The organism is Vicinamibacterales bacterium (genome assembly GCA_035699745.1).
Lineage (GTDB): Bacteria > Acidobacteriota > Vicinamibacteria > Vicinamibacterales > 2-12-FULL-66-21 > JAICSD01.
Genome location: DASSPH010000085.1, coordinates 1 through 17,813, shown reverse-complemented (window position 1 = coordinate 17,813; position 17,813 = coordinate 1). Strand labels below are relative to the sequence as shown.

At 67.0% G+C, this 17,813-nt stretch carries 28 protein-coding genes and 1 pseudogene; 3 read left to right on the top strand and 26 right to left on the bottom strand.

Annotation, left to right across the window (positions count from 1 at the left end):
- Positions 1 to 235 precede the first annotated feature (235 nt).
- The gene (locus VFK57_21075; protein ID HET7698221.1) at positions 236 to 679 is read right to left on the bottom strand and encodes a globin domain-containing protein; all 444 of its coding nucleotides are present in this window, start codon (positions 677 to 679) and stop codon (positions 236 to 238) included.
- A 17-nt stretch (positions 680 to 696) separates the two neighbouring features.
- Here VFK57_21075 and VFK57_21070 point away from each other — a divergent pair, with 17 nt between their 5' ends.
- Both VFK57_21070 and VFK57_21065 read left to right on the top strand, forming a co-directional pair.
- Positions 697 to 1,278, top strand: a complete 582-nt coding sequence (locus VFK57_21070; protein ID HET7698220.1) for an ECF-type sigma factor — start codon at positions 697 to 699, stop codon at positions 1,276 to 1,278.
- Positions 1,275 to 2,498, top strand: coding sequence for a serine/threonine-protein kinase (locus VFK57_21065; GenBank protein HET7698219.1), 1,224 nt, complete (start codon positions 1,275 to 1,277; stop codon positions 2,496 to 2,498). The genes VFK57_21070 and VFK57_21065 overlap by 4 nt, the downstream gene beginning before the upstream one ends.
- Positions 2,499 to 2,502: 4 nt before the next feature.
- On the opposite strand, the gene VFK57_21060 is transcribed toward VFK57_21065, so the two are convergent.
- Positions 2,503 to 2,925 (bottom strand): globin family protein, encoded by a 423-nt coding sequence (locus tag VFK57_21060; GenBank protein HET7698218.1) that lies wholly within the window; start codon positions 2,923 to 2,925, stop codon positions 2,503 to 2,505.
- 201 nt (positions 2,926 to 3,126) lie between these two features.
- On the opposite strand from VFK57_21060, the gene fusA reads away from it, so the two are divergent.
- The gene (gene fusA, locus VFK57_21055) at positions 3,127 to 5,211 is read left to right on the top strand and encodes an elongation factor G (GenBank protein HET7698217.1); all 2,085 of its coding nucleotides are present in this window, start codon (positions 3,127 to 3,129) and stop codon (positions 5,209 to 5,211) included.
- A 502-nt stretch (positions 5,212 to 5,713) separates the two neighbouring features.
- Here the strand turns inward: fusA and rplQ are convergent.
- From rplQ to VFK57_20935, 24 genes and pseudogenes are all read right to left on the bottom strand, one after another.
- Positions 5,714 to 6,088 (bottom strand): annotated as a pseudogene (gene rplQ, locus VFK57_21050) (50S ribosomal protein L17).
- Positions 6,089 to 6,090: 2 nt separating this feature from the next.
- Positions 6,091 to 7,074: a DNA-directed RNA polymerase subunit alpha gene (locus VFK57_21045; protein HET7698216.1), complete on the bottom strand. Its 984-nt coding sequence runs from the start codon at positions 7,072 to 7,074 to the stop codon at positions 6,091 to 6,093.
- A 171-nt stretch (positions 7,075 to 7,245) separates the two neighbouring features.
- Complete coding sequence (gene rpsD, locus VFK57_21040; protein HET7698215.1) at positions 7,246 to 7,875, bottom strand: 30S ribosomal protein S4; 630 nt, start codon at positions 7,873 to 7,875, stop codon at positions 7,246 to 7,248.
- Positions 7,876 to 7,966: 91 nt separating this feature from the next.
- On the bottom strand, positions 7,967 to 8,428 hold the full coding sequence (rpsK, locus tag VFK57_21035; GenBank protein HET7698214.1) for a 30S ribosomal protein S11: 462 nt from the start codon (positions 8,426 to 8,428) through the stop codon (positions 7,967 to 7,969).
- Between the two features lie 97 nt (positions 8,429 to 8,525).
- Positions 8,526 to 8,900 carry a 30S ribosomal protein S13 gene (gene rpsM, locus VFK57_21030; protein ID HET7698213.1) on the bottom strand — a complete coding sequence of 125 codons (375 nt, stop codon included), beginning with the start codon at positions 8,898 to 8,900 and terminating at the stop codon, positions 8,526 to 8,528.
- A gap of 7 nt (positions 8,901 to 8,907) precedes the next feature.
- Positions 8,908 to 9,021 (bottom strand): 50S ribosomal protein L36, encoded by a 114-nt coding sequence (rpmJ, locus tag VFK57_21025; protein HET7698212.1) that lies wholly within the window; start codon positions 9,019 to 9,021, stop codon positions 8,908 to 8,910.
- The gene (gene infA, locus VFK57_21020) at positions 9,018 to 9,215 is read right to left on the bottom strand and encodes a translation initiation factor IF-1 (GenBank protein ID HET7698211.1); all 198 of its coding nucleotides are present in this window, start codon (positions 9,213 to 9,215) and stop codon (positions 9,018 to 9,020) included. The genes rpmJ and infA overlap by 4 nt, the downstream gene beginning before the upstream one ends.
- 31 nt (positions 9,216 to 9,246) lie before the next feature.
- Positions 9,247 to 10,011, bottom strand: coding sequence for a type I methionyl aminopeptidase (map, locus tag VFK57_21015; GenBank protein HET7698210.1), 765 nt, complete (start codon positions 10,009 to 10,011; stop codon positions 9,247 to 9,249).
- Positions 10,008 to 10,709 (bottom strand): adenylate kinase, encoded by a 702-nt coding sequence (locus VFK57_21010; protein ID HET7698209.1) that lies wholly within the window; start codon positions 10,707 to 10,709, stop codon positions 10,008 to 10,010. Before VFK57_21010 ends, map begins: the two co-directional genes overlap by 4 nt.
- Positions 10,710 to 12,104, bottom strand: a complete 1,395-nt coding sequence (gene secY, locus VFK57_21005) for a preprotein translocase subunit SecY (GenBank protein HET7698208.1) — start codon at positions 12,102 to 12,104, stop codon at positions 10,710 to 10,712.
- A 45-nt stretch (positions 12,105 to 12,149) separates the two neighbouring features.
- A complete protein-coding gene (gene rplO, locus VFK57_21000) occupies positions 12,150 to 12,593 on the bottom strand; it encodes a 50S ribosomal protein L15 (GenBank protein ID HET7698207.1) in 444 nt (147 codons plus the stop codon).
- A 32-nt stretch (positions 12,594 to 12,625) separates the two neighbouring features.
- A complete protein-coding gene (rpmD, locus tag VFK57_20995; GenBank protein ID HET7698206.1) occupies positions 12,626 to 12,805 on the bottom strand; it encodes a 50S ribosomal protein L30 in 180 nt (59 codons plus the stop codon).
- Positions 12,806 to 12,859: 54 nt separating this feature from the next.
- Complete coding sequence (gene rpsE, locus VFK57_20990; protein ID HET7698205.1) at positions 12,860 to 13,381, bottom strand: 30S ribosomal protein S5; 522 nt, start codon at positions 13,379 to 13,381, stop codon at positions 12,860 to 12,862.
- Between the two features lie 111 nt (positions 13,382 to 13,492).
- Positions 13,493 to 13,867: a 50S ribosomal protein L18 gene (gene rplR / locus VFK57_20985; protein HET7698204.1), complete on the bottom strand. Its 375-nt coding sequence runs from the start codon at positions 13,865 to 13,867 to the stop codon at positions 13,493 to 13,495.
- Positions 13,868 to 13,972: 105 nt separating this feature from the next.
- Positions 13,973 to 14,512, bottom strand: a complete 540-nt coding sequence (rplF, locus tag VFK57_20980; GenBank protein ID HET7698203.1) for a 50S ribosomal protein L6 — start codon at positions 14,510 to 14,512, stop codon at positions 13,973 to 13,975.
- A gap of 95 nt (positions 14,513 to 14,607) precedes the next feature.
- Positions 14,608 to 15,009, bottom strand: coding sequence for a 30S ribosomal protein S8 (gene rpsH, locus VFK57_20975; protein ID HET7698202.1), 402 nt, complete (start codon positions 15,007 to 15,009; stop codon positions 14,608 to 14,610).
- 34 nt (positions 15,010 to 15,043) lie between these two features.
- Positions 15,044 to 15,229, bottom strand: a complete 186-nt coding sequence (locus VFK57_20970) for a type Z 30S ribosomal protein S14 (GenBank protein HET7698201.1) — start codon at positions 15,227 to 15,229, stop codon at positions 15,044 to 15,046.
- A gap of 33 nt (positions 15,230 to 15,262) precedes the next feature.
- Positions 15,263 to 15,805 carry a 50S ribosomal protein L5 gene (gene rplE / locus VFK57_20965; protein HET7698200.1) on the bottom strand — a complete coding sequence of 181 codons (543 nt, stop codon included), beginning with the start codon at positions 15,803 to 15,805 and terminating at the stop codon, positions 15,263 to 15,265.
- On the bottom strand, positions 15,802 to 16,134 hold the full coding sequence (gene rplX / locus VFK57_20960) for a 50S ribosomal protein L24 (GenBank protein HET7698199.1): 333 nt from the start codon (positions 16,132 to 16,134) through the stop codon (positions 15,802 to 15,804). The genes rplE and rplX overlap by 4 nt, the downstream gene beginning before the upstream one ends.
- Positions 16,135 to 16,167: 33 nt before the next feature.
- Positions 16,168 to 16,536 (bottom strand): 50S ribosomal protein L14, encoded by a 369-nt coding sequence (gene rplN / locus VFK57_20955; GenBank protein ID HET7698198.1) that lies wholly within the window; start codon positions 16,534 to 16,536, stop codon positions 16,168 to 16,170.
- Positions 16,537 to 16,612: 76 nt separating this feature from the next.
- Positions 16,613 to 16,867 (bottom strand): 30S ribosomal protein S17, encoded by a 255-nt coding sequence (rpsQ, locus tag VFK57_20950; protein HET7698197.1) that lies wholly within the window; start codon positions 16,865 to 16,867, stop codon positions 16,613 to 16,615.
- A gap of 2 nt (positions 16,868 to 16,869) precedes the next feature.
- Positions 16,870 to 17,061, bottom strand: a complete 192-nt coding sequence (gene rpmC, locus VFK57_20945) for a 50S ribosomal protein L29 (GenBank protein ID HET7698196.1) — start codon at positions 17,059 to 17,061, stop codon at positions 16,870 to 16,872.
- A complete protein-coding gene (rplP, locus tag VFK57_20940) occupies positions 17,058 to 17,483 on the bottom strand; it encodes a 50S ribosomal protein L16 (GenBank protein ID HET7698195.1) in 426 nt (141 codons plus the stop codon). Before rplP ends, rpmC begins: the two co-directional genes overlap by 4 nt.
- Before the next feature lie 122 nt (positions 17,484 to 17,605).
- Positions 17,606 to 17,813: 30S ribosomal protein S3 (locus VFK57_20935; GenBank protein ID HET7698194.1), on the bottom strand; the 208-nt coding region annotated here is incomplete at its 5' end.

The following is a 17,813-nucleotide window of genomic DNA, read 5'->3' as shown; positions in this document are numbered from 1 at the left end:
CGATGGGGTCCTGCAACGAATTCGAGTCGGACCTGTTTCTCGGCCGTGAGGTCAAGTTGATTCCCGGGGACGTTCTTACCCGGCTCGGGAACGAAGTATCCGATGTTCGCAAGAATCTGGTGCGCCTCATCGAAACCGTTGAGGGCCGCCATCGTTAATGCTGGTCTGAAGCTGGAAGCTGGAAGCTGGAAGCTGGAAGCTGGAAGCTGGAAGCTGGTAGCTGGTAGCTGACAGCTCACAGCTCAGCGCTGATTCGTTCTGCTTCCAGCGCGTGATACACCGCCGCCCCTTCGATCATCGGGACGATGATTGCGGTGATCGCGTCGCGCCAGTGGGATTCGAGCTCCGGGCTCCAGTCGGGGGAGCAGGCGCCGATGGCGCCGACCAGCGCGTCACGCGCGGTGAGGTAGTCCTCGGGGCGCGCGCCCCAGTGCACGTGCTGCGCGCCCAGGTCGCGGAGCGGCTCCTTCAGGGCATCCATGTCATTGAGGTTGCGGATCACCAGCGCGATCGCGGCTTCGAAATGCCCCTGCAGCGTGGAGAGATTCTCGGGGAACAGGCGGCGCAGATTCGGCGCGGCGGTGAACAAGCGGTCGTAGAAACCCGCCGACAGCTGCCGCTCGGCGGCGGTCAGGCGGGTATAACTCTGGCGCACCTGTTCGATGGCGTCCGGTGTCATAATCCTTCGCGTTCCACATGACCGATCCCAACGCGAAGCCTCCGGGGGAGGTGGACGGGCCGGGCACATCCGGGGAACTGCTGCCCGAAGTCTATGACGAACTGCGCAAACTCGCGAGGGCCAGGCTGGCGCGCGAGCGGCAGCCGCATCAGACGCTGCAGCCGACGGCGCTGGTGCACGAAGCCTACATGCGCGTCTCGGGCGACGATCACGCGCGGCTGTGGGATCGCCGCGGCCATTTCTTCGCCGCCGCGGCGCTGGCCATGCGGCGCATCCTCGTCGAGCGGGCGCGGCACTACCAGCGGATCAAGCACGGCGGCTCCGGCGAGCGCGTCGAATTGGACACGGGGATCCTCCGCGTCGATCCGGCACTGACCGATCTCGTCGCCGTCGACGAAGCGCTCACCCGGCTCGAACAGACCGACCCGCGCAAGGCGCAGGTCGTCTCGCTGCGGTACTTCGCCGGCCTGAGCGTCGAGGAAACGGCGGCGGCGATGGACCTGTCGCCGGCCACGGTCAAGAACGAATGGAAGTTCGCGCGCGCCTGGCTGCACCGCGCGCTGGGGCCGGTCGACGCCCCGCCGAACCACGACAGATGAGCTCGCGAACGGGCGCGGACGCCATCTTTCTCGCGCTCGCCGACGTCGCTCCCGAGGACCGCGCCGCGGTGCTCGAGGAACGCTGCGGCGGCGACACGGCGCTGCGCCGCGAAGTGCTGCAGCTCCTCGCGTCGCTCGACGAACCGGACGACGAGTTTCTCGATCCGGCGCGAATCCCCTCGCTCGACATGGCCGCGGTGGACGGCCCGCTGCAGCCCGGCACGCGGCTGGGAACGTTCCTCGTGCTGCACGCGCTCGGCTCCGGCGGCATGGGCGTGGTCTACGCGGCGCAGCAGGATCGCCCGCGCCGCACCGTCGCAATCAAGGTCCTGCGCCGCGGCTTCCGCCATCCCGAGATCCTGCGGCGCTTCGAACAGGAGGCGGAGCTGCTCGGGCGGCTGCAGCACCCCGGCATCGCGCAGGTGTACTCGTTCGCGCCGGGCGATCGCGCGACGCCGGCGCACCTGGTGATGGAGCTGGTCGCCGGTCCGCCGATCACCGACTACGTCCGCGCCCGCGCGCTGCCGATTCACGACCGCGTGCGGCTCGGCATCAAGCTCGCCGACGCCGTGCAGCACGCGCACGAGCGCGGCATCATCCACCGCGATCTGAAGCCGGCGAACGTGCTGGTCGCCGATCCGCACCAGCCCAAGATCCTCGACTTCGGCATCGCGCGCGCGAGCGGATCGGGCGCCGGCATCGAGCGGTTCACCGTGCAGACCGCCCACGGGCAGCTGCTCGGCACGCTGGCGTACATGAGCCCCGAGCAGCTGCGCGGCCGTCCCGCCGACGTCGACGCGCGCAGCGACGTCTACGCATTGGGCGTGCTCCTCTACCGGCTGCTCGCCGATCGGCTCCCCTTCGACCTCGCCGACCTGCACTGGCCGGAGGCGCTGCAGCAGATCCTGCACGCCGATCCGCCGCCGCTGTCGTCGTTCGACGGCGCGTTCGACGGCCCGCTCGAGACGATCGTCGCCCGGGCCATGCACCGCGACGTCAACGCCCGGTATCAGGCGGCCGAGGATCTCGCCGACGATCTGCGCGGCTACCTTCACGGCCGGCCGCTGTCGCCGGCCCCCGCGCCCGCCAACGGCGCCATCCCGCTGCTCGACGGCCGCACCGGCACCACGGTGGCGACGATCCCGTCGCGCGACGGCGCGGTCGTCATCCTCACCGTCCGCGACGGCCGCGTCGAGATCTTCGACCAATCGCGCGTCTGATCGTTCAGGCCGCCAGCGCCTCGCGGGCCGCATCCTTCATCGTCGTGGCGAGCAGCCCGTAGACCGCGGTCCACGCCGCCTTCACCTCCGGGGTGAACGCCTTGCCGAGCCCCGCTTCGAGCGTCCACAGCAGCGCCGCGCCCACCGTCTCGTAATGCGCGTCGCGCACCCCGTAGCGCACGTGCCGCCGCCCGAGGTCCTGGACGACGGGCACGAGCTGCTCCAGCCGATCGAGCCCCTTCACCGCCGCCGTGATCATCTGCATCAGCTTCTTCCGCTGCTCGGCCATGTCCCCGCGGAACATCGGCCGCAGCGACGGATCGAGCTCGAACAGCCGCTGGTAGAAGATCACCGCCGCGTCGTCGGCGATGGTCGCCACGGCGGCGAAACTGTTCTGCACGAGGGCTTTCTCGGTCGCTGTGATCATTGCTGTCCGTCCATGAATGGGGCCGGGTCATTCCGGCCGTCATGAACCAATGCGACGGAATCGAGGAAAACAGCTAACCGCTGTCAGCTGAGAGCTGTTCGCTTGATCCGCCCAGCGGCGCGCAATAGGATGGCCGGATAGACCCCCCCGGGGCGCCGGCATCTGGCACCGGGCAACTGGTCAGTAGCGGAGGGTACCCTCATGAAGGTCTACGATGCCGCCAGCCTTCGGAATGTCGCGCTGGTCGGCCACTCCGGCTCCGGGAAGACCCAGCTCGTGTCCACCGTGCTCTTCGCCGCCGGGGCGGTCAACCGCCTGGGCAAAGTCGACGAAGGCACCACCGTCACCGATTACGACGACGAGGAAATCGCCCGCAAGCACACCCTCTCCGCCGGCGCGGCTTACGCTGAGTGGAACAAGACCAAGATCAATTTCATCGACACGCCGGGCATGGCGAACTTCCTGAGCGACGCGCGCGCGGCGCTGCGCGTCGCGGACGCCGCCCTGGTGGTGGTCGATGCCGTCGCGGGCGTCGAAGTTTCGACCGAGAAGGTCTGGGAAGCGGCCGACGAGCTCGCGCTGCCGCGGCTGGTCGTGCTCAACCGCCTCGATCGCGAGCGCGCCTCGCTCGAACGGTCGCTCGCCTCGCTGCGCTCGGTGTTCGGCCGCACCGTCATCCCGATCCAGCTGCCGATCGGCGAGGAGCGCGCGTTCAAGGGCATCGTCGATCTCGTGGCGATGAAGGCCTACACGTTCGCCGACGGCAAGCCGTCGGAAGCGGCGATCCCCGCGGAGATGGCCGACGCCGTCCAGGCGGCGCGCGAAGCGCTCATCGAGATGGTCGCCGAAGCGGACGACGCGCTGATGGAGAAGTTCTTCGACGCCGGCACGCTGACGCAGGAGGAGCTGGTCGCCGGCCTGAAGCGCGGCGTCGGCGCGGCGCGGGTGTTTCCGCTGCTGCTCACCTCGGCGACGTCGAACATCGGCATGCAGCCGCTGCTCGACGCCATCCTGAGCTACGTCCCCTCGCCGGCGGAGCGTCCGCTGCGGGCGCGGACGCCGGACGGGGAAGACGTCGAGATCCCGGTGAAGGAGGGCGGGCCGGCGGCCGCGTTCGTATGGAAGACGGTCGCGGATCCGTTCGCCGGGCGCATCACGCTGTTCCGCGTCATCTCCGGCACGCTGAAGGCGGACACCACCGTCCACAACGTGACCAAGGACACGCCCGAGCGGCTCGGCCATCTCGCCGCGGTGCAGGGGAAGACGCAGACGAACGTGCCCGAGGTGCGGGCCGGCGACATCGGCGCGGTCGCCAAGCTCAAGGAGACGCAGACGGCCGACGTCATCGGCGACAAGGGGGCGCCGAAGGTGCCGCCGATCAAGTTCCCCGAGCCGGTCATCTCGTATGCGATCGAGCCGAAGAGCCGCGGCGACGAAGAGAAGATCGGCACGGCGCTGCACCGGCTGCAGGAAGAGGATCCGACCATCAACTACACGCGCGACCAGCAGACCAAGGAGCTGCTGCTCGCCGGCCAGGGGCAGTCGCACATCGAGGTCACGGTCGCCAAGCTGAAGCGCCGCTTCGGCGTCGAAGTGACGCTGAAGCTGCCGCGCATCCCCTACCGCGAGACGATCACCGCGGCGGTGGAAGCGCACGGCCGTCACAAGAAGCAGACCGGCGGCCACGGCCAGTTCGGCGACTGCAAGGTGAAGTTCGAGCCGCTGCCCCGCGGCAGCGATTTCGAGTTCGCCAACGACATCTTCGGCGGGGCGATTCCGCGGCAGTTCGTGCCGGCGATCGAGAAGGGGCTGCAGGACTCGCGGATGCGCGGCTTCCTCGCCGGCTACCCGATGGTGGACTTCAAGGCGACCGTCTTCGACGGCTCGTACCACGCCGTCGACTCGAACGAACTGTCGTTCAAGATGGCCGCGTCGCTGGCGTTCAAGGACGGGATGGCGCGGGCGCGCCCGACGCTGCTCGAGCCGGTGATGAACGTCGAGGTCTACGCGCCGAGCGATTACGCCGGCGATCTGATGGGGGATCTCAACAGCCGCCGCGGACGGATCGGCGGCATGGACACGCGCGGCGCGATGACGATCATCCGCGCCAAGGTGCCGATGCAGGAGATGCTGACCTACGAGCAGCACCTGACCTCAGCCACCGGCGGCCGCGGGTCGTATCACATGGAGTTCGATCACTACGAGGAAGTGCCGCAGCACCTGCACGCGAAGATCATCGCGGCGTCCAAGCAGGAAAGGGGGGCCGAGGCGGCCGAGGAAGTCTGAGCCGCCTCGATTGCCGAGTGGCGGTTGCCGATTGCCGATCGACGGGTGGCGATTGGGTGATTGGCGATCGACGGATTGGCGATTGGGTGGTTGGCGATCGACGAATTGGCGATTGGAGATTGGCTGACGGTCAGAGGCACGAAGGCCCAATCATCAATCCTCAATCCGTCGATCGCCAATCACCCAATCATCATTCGTCGATCCACAATCGGCAATCGCCAACCGGCAGTGACTACGACCCTCCAGCTTTCCTCGGGGTCGATGTCTTGGCCCCCTTGCCGCGGGTGTCCGCCCTGCCGCCGCCCTTGGCACGCTCCGGGCGCGCGGGCTTCGCCTTCTTCGGCGCGGCCCCTTCCGCCGCCTCGCCTTCCTCTCCTTCGGCGGCCTTCTTGCCGCGGAGGCGATCCGCCGCCGCGCGCAGCCGCCCGCCGACGCCCTTCGCCTGCGGCTTGGCCGCCGCTTCCGTCTTTTCGGTCTCGGCGTTGGGATCGTACTCGCTGCCGACCAGCTCGATCTGGGCGACCTCCGCGCTGTCGCCGCGGCGGAAGCCGAGGCGGAGGATGCGGGTGTAGCCCCCCGGCCGCGCCTCGAAGCGCGGCGCGATGGTGTCGAACAGCTTGGCGACGACGTCGCGGTTCTGGATGTCGCGCAGCACCAGGCGGCGCGCGTGCAGCGACCTGCCGTTGGCGCCGCCGCCCGCCAGCCCGCGCTTGGCGATGGTGATGATGCGCTCGACGAAGGGCCGCAGCTCCTTCGCCTTGGGCATCGTCGTCTCGAGCCGCTCGTGCCGGATCAGCGCTTCCGCCTGGTTGCGCAGCATCGCGATCCGGTGCTCGGTGACGCGGCCCAGCTTTCTCTGGCCAACTCTGTGACGCATGGCTATTCCTGCGACTGCGCGGCCGGCTGGTCGAGCCGCATGCCGAGTCCGAGCCCCATCGAGGTGAGGATCTCCTTGATCTCGTTCAGCGACTTGCGGCCGAAGTTCTTGGTCTTGAGCATCTCCCCTTCGGTCTTCTGCACCAGCTCGCGGATCGTGCGGATGTTCGCGTTCTTGAGGCAGTTGTACGACCGGACGGACAGCTCCAGCTCCTCGACGCTCTTGTCGAGGTTCTCGTTCGAGGTCGCGGCCGACGCTTCGCCGCCCCCTTCCGCCGACAGCTCGGCGGCGTCCTCGAGATTGATGAAGATGTTCAGGTGATCGCGAATCAGCTTCGCCGAGAGCGAGACCGCGTCGCGCGGCGTGACCGAGCCGTTGGTCCAGACGTCGACGGTCAGCTTGTCGTAGTCGGTGTTCTGGCCGATGCGCGCCGCCTCGACCAGGTAGTTCACCTTCTTGATCGGCGAGTGGACCGAGTCCACCGGGATCCAGCCGATGCCGAGATCCTCGTCGAAGTTCTTGTCGGCCGAGATGTAGCCGCGGCCGCGCTTGACGCGCAGCTCCATGTGCAGCTTGCCGTGCTCGGCGACGGTGGCGATGTGCGCGTCCGGCTCGAGGATCTCGACGTCGCTGTCGGCCTCGATGTCGCGGGCGCGGACCTCGCCGGCCTTGTCGACCCGGACGTACAGCGTCTTGGTCGCGTCGGTGTGCATCTTCAGCGGGATCTGCTTCAGGTTGAGGATGATGTCGGTCGCGTCCTCGACCACGCCGGGAATCGGCGAGAACTCGTGCAGCACGCCGTCGATCTTGACCGCGGTCACCGCCGCCCCTTCGATCGAGGACAGCAGCACGCGGCGCATCGCATTGCCGACCGTGGTGCCGAAGCCGCGCTCGAACGGCTGGGCGTAGAACCGGCCGAACCGGTCGGTGAGAGTTTCACGCTCGAACTCGAGCCGCTTCGGACGCTGAAAACCTTTCCACAACATGTGACCTTGCTCTCTTTCATTCGGCGGCCCGATGTTGGACCGCCGCCGGATCTGCGTTCAGCCTCTTGCCTCCCACCGCAGATCCGGGAAGGCTGCGGGCAAGGGGCGTCGGTCGCCAGCTCCCGGTACCCAGTCAGAACTGGAAACCGGCAACTGGCAACTCGAAACTGGCTACTTGCTGTACAACTCCACGATCAGCTGTTCCTGCACCGGCAGGTTGATCTGCTCGCGCGTCGGCAGCGAGGCGATCCGTCCGGCCATCGCGCCCTGATCGAACGACAGCCATTCCGGCACGCCGCGACCCTTGACCTCTTCCAGCGCGTGCTGGATCGCCGGGTTCTGCGCGCTGCGCGCCTGGACGCCGATGGTGTCCCCCGCCTTCACCGAGTACGACGGGATATCGACCTTGCGGCCGTTCACCGTGAAGTGGCCGTGGCGCACCAGCTGCCGCGCCTGGGCGCGCGAGGTGGCGAGCCCGAGGCGGTAGATCACGTTGTCGAGCCGCCGCTCCAGCAGTTGCAGCAGCGTCTCGCCGGTGATGCCGCGGGTGCGGTCCGCCATCTCGAAGTAGCGGCGGAACTGGTTCTCGAGCACCCCGTAGATGCGCTTGACCTTCTGCTTCTCGCGCAGCTGCAGGCCGTAGCCGACGATCTTCGCCTTGCGCAGCTTGCCGTGCTGACCCGGAGGCATGTTGCGCTTCTCGATCGCGCACTTCTCGGTGTAGCAGCGCTCTCCCTTGAGGAAGAGCTTCATGCCTTCGCGCCGGCACAGCCGACAAACCGGTCCTGAGTACCTTGCCATTCGTTAAATTCCTGTCGTTTCCTGTTTCCTGTTACCTGTTCCCCGTCGCCGGTTACCGGCCGCCCGTTGCCGGTAACGCGACGCCGCAGCGTCAGACACGGCGCCGCTTCGGCGGACGGCACCCGTTGTGCGGGATCGGCGTCACGTCACGAATCGATTTCACATCGAGGCCGATGGTCTGCAGCGCGCGGATCGCCGACTCGCGTCCGGCGCCCGGTCCCTTGACCCGGACCTCCAGCGTCCGCATGCCGAACGCCTTGGCGGCGTTGCCGGCGGCGATCGCCGCCTGCGTCGCCGCGAACGGCGTGCCCTTGCGCGATCCCTTGAAGCCGATCCCGCCGGCGCTCGACCACGCGATCACCGCCCCTTCCGGATCGGTGATGGTGATCGTCGTGTTGTTGAACGAGGCGTGGATGTGCGCGTAGCCGTGATGGATGACGCGCTTCTCGCCGCGCTTCTTGAACGTCTTCTTCTTCGCCGGACGGCCGGCGGGCTTCTTGCCTCCGCCTTCCGCGGCTGGAACGTTCGGATCGGCTGCTTCTTGTTTGGCCATAAGTCAGTTACCAGTTACCAGTTGCCAGTTGCCAGCCGTCTCCAGTGCTCCCGTTTCCTCTTCTGGAAACCGGAAACCGGAAACTGGCGACGGGTTCCTACACAGTCTTCTTTTTCGCGATCGCGCCCTTGCGCGGCCCCTTGCGCGTCCGCGCGTTGGTCTTGGTCCGCTGCCCGCGGACCGGCAGATTGCGGCGGTGGCGCAGCCCGCGCCAGCTGCCGATTTCCATCAGCCGCTTGATGTTCATCGAGACTTCCTTGCGGAGGTCCCCTTCGACGCCCCCCTGCTCCTCGATCACCCGGCTGATCTTGCGGACGTCGTCTTCCGACAGGTCCTTGATCCGGATGTCGCCGCTCACCCCCGCCGCGCTCAGGATGTCGTTCGAGCGCTTGCGGCCGATGCCGTAGATGTAGGTCAGGCCGATTTCGATCCGCTTGGTACGCGGCAGGTCAATTCCAGCTATACGTGCCATGATTCCTCTATCCCTGACGCTGCTTGTGCTTCTGGTTCGGGCAGATCACGCGCACCACGCCGCGGCGGCGGATGACCTTGCACTTGTCACAGATTCGCTTCACCGATGCTCTGACCTTCATAGCTTTTGGACTATCCTTCCGCGCGTCACGTCCCTCGGGCTCAACTCCAGCTTCACCCGATCGCCCACCAGCACCCGGATGAAGTTCTTGCCCGGCCCGCTCGGCGCGTGCGCCGTAATCTGCCGCGGCCCGTCGATCTCCACCCGGTACTGCGCGTAGGGCAGCGTTTCCTTCACCACACCTTCGACGATCACCCGATCACCCGATCACCCGATGACCCGATGCCTATCGCCCCGCGGGAACCGGCCTCGCCGTCAACACCAGCGGGCCGTCTTTCGTCACCGCGACCGTGTGCTCGAAGTGGGCCGACAGGCTGCCGTCCTTCGTCACCGCCGTCCATCCGTCGGACAGCACCTTCACACCAGGGCGGCCCATGTTCACCATCGGCTCGATCGCCAGGGTCATCCCCTCCGCCAGCCGCGGGCCGCGTCCAGGCTCCCCGTAATTGGCGATCTGCGGCTCTTCGTGCAGCGAGGCGCCGATGCCGTGTCCGACGAACTCGCGCACCACCGAGAAGCCGTGCGCCTCGACGTGCTTCTGGATGGCATGGCCGATGTCCGAGATCCGGCCGCCCACCTTCACCTGCGCGATGCCGCGGTCCAGCGCTTCCTGCGTGACCCGCAGCAGCCGCGAAACGTCCTCGCCCACCGAGCCGACCGGCACCGTTACCGCCGAGTCGCCGTAGTACCCGTTCAGCTTCACGCCCATGTCGAGCGACACGATGTCCCCCGACTTCAGCAGATGCTTCGAGGGGATCCCGTGGATCACCTGCTCGTTCACCGACGCGCACAGCGTCGCCGGGTAGCCGCGATAGCCCTTGAACGCCGGCTCGGCGCCGGCGGCGCGGACCTTGGCTTCCGCGGCGGCATCCAGGTCGGCGGTGCTGACCCCGGGGGCCACCATCGCGGCCAGCTCCTCGAGCACCTGCGCGACGAGCTGGCTCGCCACGCGCATCTTGGCGATCTCCGCCGGCGACTTGCAGACGATCACAGCCGCGCTTCCTTCACCGGGCCGGTCTTCACCGCTCCGGCTTCACCCGACGCCTCGCAGATCGCCCGATCCATCGCTGCCGTCACCACGTCGGGCGGCTGGTTGCCGTCGATCACGCGGAACGTCGGCCGCGCCGAGTAGAACTCCACGATCGGCCGCGTCTCGCGGTGATAGACCTTCAAGCGGCCGCGCACGATCTCGACGCCGTCGTCCGATCGCGTGACCAGCGCGCCGCCGCAGTGGCCGCACGACGTCGTCCACTCGATCGGCGCGTTGACGCCGCAGCTGCCGCAGATCCGCCGCGCCGCCAGGCGGCGCAGCAGCACGTCTTCGGGCACGACGATGTCGACCACCACCAGCGGACCGCGCCCGTTCATGATGGCGTCCAGCGCCGTCGCCTGCGGCACGGTGCGCGGGAATCCGTCGAGCACGAAGCCGGCCCGCGTGTCGGGCCGCTCCAGCCGCTCGCGCACGATGGCGATCATCACGTCGTCGCCGACCAGCTCCCCGGCGTCCATCGTCGCCTCGGCGGCGCGGCCGAGCTCCGTCCCGGCCTGCACCGCCTCGCGCAGGATGTCGCCGGTCGAGATCTTCGGCAGCCCGTGGCTGCGCGCGAAGCGCTCCGCCTGCGTCCCCTTGCCGGCCCCCGGGGGGCCGAGCATGACGACGTTCAGCGCCATCGTCTGAGGCCGCGCCACCTACTGGCCCCGCCGCCCGCGAATGCGCGTCTTCTTCATGAAGCCGTCGTAGTGGCGCATGATGAGCTGCGACTCCACCTGCTGCACCGTGTCCATCGCCACCCCGACGATGATCAGCAGCGACGTGCCGCCGAAGTAGAAGGTCACGCCGAGCCCCTGGGTGATGAAGGTCGGCGTATAGCGATCCAGGGTCTCGCCGATGAACGGAATCGGCGCCACCTTGAACCCGCTGATCAGGAACTGCGGCAGCAGCGCGACCAGCGCGAGATAAATCGCCCCGACCAGCGTGATGCGGGTCAGGATCGTGTCGATGTATTCCGCGGTCCGCTTGCCGGGGCGGATGCCGGGGATGAAGCCGCCGTACTTCCGCATGTTCTCCGCGACGTCATCCGGGTTGAAGATGATCGCGGTGTAGAAGTAGCAGAAGAAGATGATGCCGGCCAGGTACAGCAGGTTGTGCAGCGGCATGCCGTAGTCGATCTGGTCGATCATCCGCTGCACGAACGATCCCTGCGGGAACATGCCGCGCATCGTCATCGGGAACGCCAGGATCGACGAGGCGAAGATCACCGGGATGACGCCGCCGGTGTTCACCTTCAGCGGGATGTGGGTGCTCGACCCGCCGTACATCCGGCGGCCGACGACGCGCTTGGCGTACTGGACGGTCACCCGGCGATGGCCGCGCTCGACGAAGATGATGGCGGCGACCACCGCGATCATCACCACCAGCAGGATCAGCATCGAGAAGAAGCCGATCTGGCCGAGCGTCATCTGCTCGACGGTGGTCAGCACCGCCGCCGGCAGGTTCACCACGATGCCGGCGAAGATGATGAGCGACATGCCGTTGCCGACGCCGCGCTCGGTGATCTGCTCGCCCAGCCACATGATGAAGGCGGTGCCGGTGGTCAGCGTCAGCACCGTCATGAAGCGGAAGAACCAGCCCGGGTTGTAGACCAGCGGCAGCCCGCCGGCGATGTTGGTCTGGTGCTCCAGGAACAGCGCGATGCCGAACGCCTGCACCACCGCCAGCACGATCGTGCCGTAGCGGGTGTACTGCGTGATCTTGCGGCGCCCCAGCTCCCCTTCCTTCGACAGCCGCTCGAGATACGGCCAGACGACGGTGAGCAGCTGCAGGATGATCGACGCGCTGATATACGGCATGATGCCGAGCGCGAAGATCGTCATCTGCGACAGGTTCTGCCCCGAGAACATGTCGTAGAGGCCGAACATCGTGTTCTTCGCCTGGTCCGCCAGGAGCTGCAGCGCTTCCTTGTTCACGCCGGGCGTGGGAATGTGGCTGCCGACGCGGTAGACCGCAAGCAAGCCGAGCGTGAACAGCACGCGCTTGCGCAGGTCGGAGACCGCGAAGATGTTTTTGAGCGAATCAGCGAGCATGTATGTGCCCCGTCCCGCCGTGGCTGCAGCGCAGGCGGAACCCGCCTACGCCAGTACCTCTGCCGTCCCGCCGGCCGCGGCGATCTTCTCCGCCGCCTTGCCGCTGAATTTGTGCGCCCGGATCGTGAGCTTCTTCGAGATGTCGCCGCGGGCGAGCACCTTGACGCCGCCGGTCCGCCCCACCAGACCGTGCTCGCGCAGCAGTTCCGGCGTCACCTCGGTGCCGGCCTCGAACCGCTCGGCGATGGCATCGAGGTTCACCACCGCGTACTCGGAGCGGAACGGGTTGTGGAAGCCGCGCTTCGGCACGCGGCGATGCAGCGGCATCTGGCCGCCTTCGAAGCCGCGCTTGTGCTTGAAGCCGGAGCGGGACTTCGCGCCCTTGTGGCCGCGCCCCGCGGTCTTGCCGTTGCCCGAGCCCTGCCCGCGGCCGACCCGCTTCTTGGCGTGCTTCGCCCCCTTGGGCGGACGCAAGTTTGAAAGATTCATGATCGTGTCTCTGTCGCTTCCCGCGTTGGGCGTTACTCAGTCACTTCCACCAGATGCCGGACCTTCAGGATCATGCCGCGCGTGGCCGGCGTGTCGGGCAGCTCCACCGTGTGGCCGATGCGGCGCAGCCCGAGCCCCTGGACGACGAGCTTCTGCTTGCTGTCGAAGCCGATCCCGCTCTTTCTCAGCGTAATTTTCAGTTTCTTCGCCATAACTATCAGTCCAAAGCGATCTCAGGTCGCTCCAGCTTCCGGCTGGAGATCCCGTCAGGCCGGCGACCCCTGCGGTTCCGGCGCGTCCTGGCCGCGCAGCTTGAGCACGCTGCCGGGCTCGCGCAGCTCCATCAGGCCCTGGAACGTCGCGCGAACGACGTTGTGATGGTTGGCCGAACCAATCGACTTGGTCAGCACGTTCTGGATCCCCGCCGACTCGACCACGGCGCGGACCGCGCCGCCGGCGATGATACCGGTGCCGTCGGGCGCCGGCTTCAGCAGCACCTGCCCGGCGCCGAATCTGCCGAGCACAGGATGCGGCACCGTCGTGCCCTTCAGCGGCACCCGGATCAGCGACTTCTTCGCCGCCTCGATGCCCTTCTTGATCGCCGACGGCACTTCCTTCGCCTTGCCGACGCCGAAGCCGACCACGCCGTGACCGTCGCCGACGACCACGAGCGCGCTGAAGCTCAGATTCTTGCCGCCCTTGACGACCTTGGTGACGCGGCTGATGTTGACCACCGTGTCCTTCAGGTCCAGCTGCGAGGCGTCGATCTTTTCTCTGGTCTCGATCATTGTCAGGTTCCAGTTCCAGTTTCCAGTTACCAGTTTCCAGTTTCCAGTTCAGTTGTCAGTTTCCAGTGTCTCAACTGGTTACTGGCCACTGGCTACTGGCAACGGCCAGCCTCAAAATTCCAGGCCGGCCTCACGTGCCGCGTCGGCCACCGCCTTGATGCGGCCGTGATACAGGTAGCCGCCGCGATCGAACACCACCTGCTTGATCCCCTTCTCCTGCAGGCGCTCCGCGATCGTCTTGCCGAGCGCCTTGGCGCCGGCGACGTTGCCGCCGCGCGTCTTCTCGGTGAACACCGACTTCAGCGACGGCTCGGTGCTCGAGGCCGACACCAGCGTCGATCCGCTCATGTCGTCGATGACCTGCACGTAGATGTGCCCGACACTGCGGAACACGCGCAGCCGCGGCCGCTCGGGCGTGCCGGTGATCCGCTTGCGCTGGCGGAGCGAAATTCTCTTGCGGCGATCCTTTGTCGTTTTGATCTTCATATCCAGCTACCCGCGACCAGCTTGCCGCTCCCCGCTTCCCGCGTCCAGCCTGACGTGGCGACGAACTCCCGGCCGGAAGCCGGAAGCCGGGGGCGGGCAGCGGCGCTACTTCGCTCCAGTCTTCCCGGCTTTCTTCTTCAGCACTTCACCCGTGTAGCGCACGCCCTTCTGCTTGTAGGGATCGGGCTTGCGCAGCGAGCGGATGTCGGCGGCGACCTGGCCGACGAGCTGACGGTCGATGCCGGTCACCGTCAGGTGCGTCTGCTTGTCGATGGCGACGTCGATGCCGGTCGGAATGTCGAACACGACCGGGTGCGAGTAGCCGAGCGCGAAGTGGACCTGCTTGCCCTTCACTTCCGCGCGGTAGCCGACGCCGACGATGTCGAGCTCCTTGCGGAAGCCCTCGGTCACCCCCTTCACCGCGTTGGCGACGAGGCTGCGCGCGAGGCCGTGGAACTTGCCGAGCTCCGGATCTTCGCGGAGCGTCTTCGCGGTCAGGTGGTCGCCGTTCACCTCGAAGCCGATGCCGGGCGGCAGCGGCTGCCGCAGCTTGCCCTTGGGCCCCTGCACGTCGACGGCGCCCGCCTGGACGTCGATCTTGACGCCCTTGGGGATCGGGATGATCTTCTTGCCAATTCGTGACATGGTCGTTTACTCGTCTGTTTCCTGCTGCCGGCTCTCCGCTTCCGGCTCGATCGCTTCACGCAACCGGCTGGAAGCTGCGAGCGGGTGGCGGGCAGCTACCACACGTTGCAGAGCACTTCGCCGCCGACACCCGCCTTGACGGCCTCGCGGCCGGTCATGACGCCGCGCGACGTCGTGAGAATGCTGGTGCCGAGCCCGGCCAGGACGTCCGGCACGTCGTCGCGGCCGAAGTAGACGCGGCGGCCGGGGCGGCTGACGCGCTGCAGGCCGGTGATGACCCGCTCGCCGCGCGGTCCGTACTTCAGCAGCACGCGCAGCGTGCCCTGCGGCTCGCCCGCCTTCGGCTCGACGACCTTGAATCCCTGAATGTAACCTTCGCTCTCCAGGATCTTCGCGATCTCGACCTTCAGGCGCGAGAGCGGCATATCGACGCGGGGATGCCGCGACTGGGTCGCATTGCGGATCCGGGCGAGCATGTCTGCGATCGGGTCTGTCATATTTCTGTTTCCGTTCCCAGTTTCCGGTTGCCGGTTACCAGCTGCTCTTCGTCACGCCGGCGATGTCCCCCTCGAGGGCGAGCTGGCGGAAGCAGAGTCGGCACAGGGCGAACTTGCGAAGGTAGGCGCGCGGCCGGCCGCAGCGCTTGCAGCGGTTGCGAAGGCGGATCTTGTACTTCGGCGCCTTGGTCTCTTTGGCGATCTTTGCTGTCGTGGCCATCGGTTACTCGGGCTTTCTCTGTAACGGACGTCCCTACGACGTCCTGAACGGCATGCCGAGCAGCTGCAGCAGCTTGCGCGACTCTTCGTCGGTCTTGGCGGTGGTCACCACCGAGATGTTCATGCCCCGCGCCTTGTCGACCTTCATGTAGTCGATCTCGGGGAACAGCAGCTGGTCCTTGAGGCCGAGCGTGTAGTTGCCGCGGCCGTCGAAGCCGCGCGGCGACACGCCGCGGAAGTCACGGACGCGCGGCAGCGCGATCGACATCAGCCGATCGAGGAACTCCCACATGCGGTCGCCGCGCAGCGTGACCATCGTGCCGATCGGCATCCCCTGGCGGACCTTGAACTGGGCGATCGACTTCTTGGCGCGCCGCACGACCGGCTTCTGCCCGGTGATGCGCATCACCTCGTCGGCGCCGACGTCGACGATCTTCGCGTTGGCGGTCGCCTCGCCCAGTCCCATGTTGACCACCACCTTCTCGATCTTGGGGATGGCCATCACGTTCTTGTAGCCGAACTCCTTGGCGAGCGCCGGCGCGACTTCCCTGGTGTAGCGGTCCCTGAGGCGGCTCATTTGTCTACCACTCCCTCGCACTTGCGGCAGATGCGCACCTTGCGTCCGTCGCCGAGGATCTTGCGGCCGACGCGGGTGGCCTTGCCGCACTCGGGGCACACCAGCTGCACGTTGGACGCGTGCAGCGGCGCCTCGCGCTCGACCACGCCGCCCTTGATCTGGCGCTGCGGGTTGGGCTTGGTGTGGCGCTTGATCACGTTCACGCCTTCGACGACGACGCGGTTCTTCTCGGGGAGGACCTTGAGGACGCGCCCCTTCTTGCCGCGGTCCTTGCCGGTCGTCACCAGCACGTTGTCGTTCTTCCGAACGGGGGTTTGCAGTCTCGACATTTCAGTTACCAGCTTCCAGCTTCCGGCTCCCAGCTACAGAACTTCTGGAGCTAACGAGATGATCTTCATGAAGCGGCGCTCGCGCAGCTCGCGGGCCACCGGCCCGAACACGCGAGTCCCAATCGGCTCGTTCTGGTCGTTGACCAGCACGGCGGCGTTGCGATCGAACCGGATGTAGCTGCCGTCCTTGCGGCGCTGCTCCTTGACGGTCCGCACGATCACCGCCTTGACGACGGACCCCTTCTTCACGTTCGACTCGGGCGTCGCTTCCTTGACCGACGCGGTGACGATGTCGCCGAGGCGCGCGTAGCGGCCGGTCGAGCCGCCGATCGGGTTGATGACGGCAATTTTTCTCGCGCCGGAGTTATCAGCGACGTCGAGGATAGAACGCATTTGAATCATGACTGTTCTCCTCCAATCGACAATCGCCAACCGCCGATCCCTCGATCGGCACCCGGCGATCGCCAATCGGCAATCGCTAGATCTCCTTCGCCTTCTCGACGATCGAGGTCACCACCCAGCGCTTGCGGGCGCTGAGCGGACGGCTCTCCGCGATGGCGACCTTGTCGCCGACCTTGGCCTCGTTCTTCTCGTCGTGCGCCAGGAAGGTCGAGGTGCGTTTCTGCGTCTTGCCGTAGAGCGGATCGCGCACCTGGCGCTCGATCGCGACCTTGACGGTCTTGTTCATCTTGTCGCTGACGACCACGCCAGTGACGGTTGCCTTGGTGGCCACGGTTACACCGACTCCTTCTCGCGCAGCGCGGTCTTCAGACGGGCGACGTCACGGCGCAGCCCCTTCAGCTTGTGGGCGGCATCGAGCTGCCCCATCGACTTCTGGATCCGCAGCCGGAACAGCTGATCGTCGATCTCCTTGACGCGCGCCTTCAGCTCGTCGGTCCCCAGGTCGCGGCATTCGGCGATCTTCATGACGCTTTCTCCTCCGCGAAGCGGGTGGCGAACCGGGTCCGGATCGGCAGCTTCGCCGCCGCCAGCCGCATCGCTTCCTTCGCCTCGGCCTCGGTCACCCCTTCCATCTCGAAGAGGATCCGGCCGGGGCGGACGACGCACACCCACTCTTCGGGCGCGCCCTTGCCCTTGCCCATGCGCGTTTCCTGCGGCTTCTTCGTAATCGGCTTGTCCGGGAACACGCGCACCCAGATCTTGCCGCCGCGCTTGATGAACCGGGTCATCGCGACGCGCGCCGCTTCGATCTGCCGCGCCGTCATCCAGCAGGGCTCGAGGGCCTTGAGGCCGTAGTTGCCGAACGACACGTCCGACCCTCTCCAGGCCTTGCCCGCCATCCGGCCGCGCTGCTGCTTCCGGTACTTGACCTTCTTTGGCATTAACATGACGAAAATTCCCTGTCGCTACCAGCTACCAGCTACCAGCTCCCTGCTTCCGGCTTCCAGCGATGTGCTCCAGGCAACGAGCTGGAAGCGGGACGCTGGACGCTGACAGCGGCAGCTCCCAGCTAACCCCGCCCTCCGCCGGCTGCGCGGCGAGGCGTCCGATAGTCTTCCTCGCGGCCAATCCGCGGCGCCAGGCGCTCGCCTTTGTAGAGCCACACCTTCACGCCGATGGCGCCGTAGGTGGTGAAGGCCTGGGCGAAGCCGTAGTCGATGTCGGCGCGCAGCGTCTGCAGCGGCAGCTGGCCGTGCAGGTACCACTCGGAGCGGGCG